We start from the raw sequence: 1,589 nt of genomic DNA on the forward strand, positions 1-1,589 counted from the left end.
ATCAGCGTGATCGGCCGCTCGTGACCGTACTGCCGAAGCAGCGCCGCCGCCGTTCCCCCGGCATGTCCCGCGCCGACGATCACGACGCGCTGCCAGGTCATCGTGCGCGCCCCGATCCCGCGGCCGCCCATGCGGTCCCGGTGGCCGCGACCGCGAGACGGGCGCTCATCGGGCTGGCCGGTCGGCGGCCGGGTCGGCCAGCGCGAAGCTGCGTCCGCGCGCCTGCACGGCGGCGCGTCGCGCCGCGACCATCTCCGGGGTGACCCGGGCGTTGTGAGCGGTGGAGCGCCGGTGCTCCAGGCCGAGACCTTCGCCGAACGCCAGCGCGTAGCCGTCGTCGATCAGGGCCTTGTAGACGACGAGCAGGTCGAGCTCGACGTCCGCCATCTGCTGCGCCAGAGCCAGAGCGACGGGCATGAGCTCGTCCGGCGGGACCACGCGGTTGACCAGGCCCCATTCGTAGGCCTGCTGGGCCGAGAGGAAGTTGCCGGTCAGCGACAGCTCCTTGGCGCGGTAGGGCCCGATGCAGCGCGAGAGCTTCTGCGACAGGCCCCAGCCGGGCGTGATGCCGACCCGGGCGTGGGTGTCGGCGAAGCGCGCGCTGGTGGAGCAGACGAGCACGTCGCAGGCGAGCGCGAGCTCGAAGCCACCCGTGATCGCGACGCCGTTGATCGCGCCCACCACGGGTTTGGAGCAGGCCAGCACGGCGCGGACCGGGTTCTCGGCCGGATCGACGGCGTTGGCGGCGCCCATGCCGAGCGGATCGGAGGACAGTTCCTTCAGGTCCAGACCGGCCGTGAAGGCGCGCTCGCCCGCGCCGGTCAGGACGATCGCCTTGACCTCGGGATCGGCGTCCAGGCTCGCCAGCGCCGCGTGCAACGCCTGGCGCAGCGCCCTCGAGAGCGCGTTCATGGCGTCCGGCCGGTTCAGGGTCACCACGGCGACGCCGGCCAGCGGCCGCTCGACCCGCAGCAGGTCGGGCTCCGCCGCGGTCATGCGGCTTCCAGGATCGTGGCGACGCCCTGGCCGCCGCCGATGCACTGGGTGGACAGGGCGAAGCGCTTGCCCTCGCGCTTGAGGAGCTGGGCCGCCTTGCCGGTGATCCGGGCGCCGGTGGCGCCCAGCGGGTGGCCGATGGCGATGCCGCCGCCGTCGAGGTTGACCTTCTCCAGCGGGATGTTCAGCTCGCGGAGGCAGGCCACCGCCTGGCTGCCGAACGCCTCGTTGATCTCGACGATGTCGATGTCGTTGATGGTGAGGCCGGCCCGGGCCAGCGCCTTGCGCGTGGCCGGGACGGGGCCCATCCCCATGATCTCGGGCGGGCAGCCCGCCGTGGCCACGGCCCGGATCCGGGCCAACGGCTCGAGCCCGTGCGCCGCGGCGTAGGCCGCCGAGGTGATCAGCGTCGCCGACGCCCCGTCGGTGAGGGGCGAGGACGTGCCCGCCGTCACCGTGCCGTCGGGCCGGAACGCCGGCTTCAGCCCCGCCAGCCCCTCCGGGGTGGTCTCGGCGCGAATGCAGCCGTCGGCGTCCACAAGGCCATTCTCGGTCATGACGCCGGCGATTTCGCCACGCAGCCGGCCGGCGGC

General features: G+C 73.8%; 2 protein-coding genes. Both read right to left on the minus strand.

Going from position 1 to position 1,589, the window contains the following annotated elements; translation table 11 throughout:
• Positions 1 to 165 precede the first annotated feature (165 nt).
• The gene (locus VGD44_RS24920; RefSeq protein ID WP_331091204.1) at positions 166 to 996 is read right to left on the minus strand and encodes an enoyl-CoA hydratase; all 831 of its coding nucleotides are present in this window, start codon (positions 994 to 996) and stop codon (positions 166 to 168) included.
• Positions 993 to 1,589 (minus strand): thiolase family protein (locus VGD44_RS24925; protein WP_331091206.1); only part of this gene is annotated, 597 nt, incomplete at its 5' end. The genes VGD44_RS24920 and VGD44_RS24925, both read right to left, overlap by 4 nt.

Source organism: Phenylobacterium sp., from assembly GCF_036402295.1.
GTDB lineage: Bacteria > Pseudomonadota > Alphaproteobacteria > Caulobacterales > Caulobacteraceae > Phenylobacterium.

What these genes read in the sequence shown, in the direction of transcription:
- VGD44_RS24920 (WP_331091204.1), bottom strand. Translation starts at nt 996, where the DNA reads ATGACCGCGGCGGAGCCCGACCTGCTGCGGGTCGAGCGGCCGCTGGCC.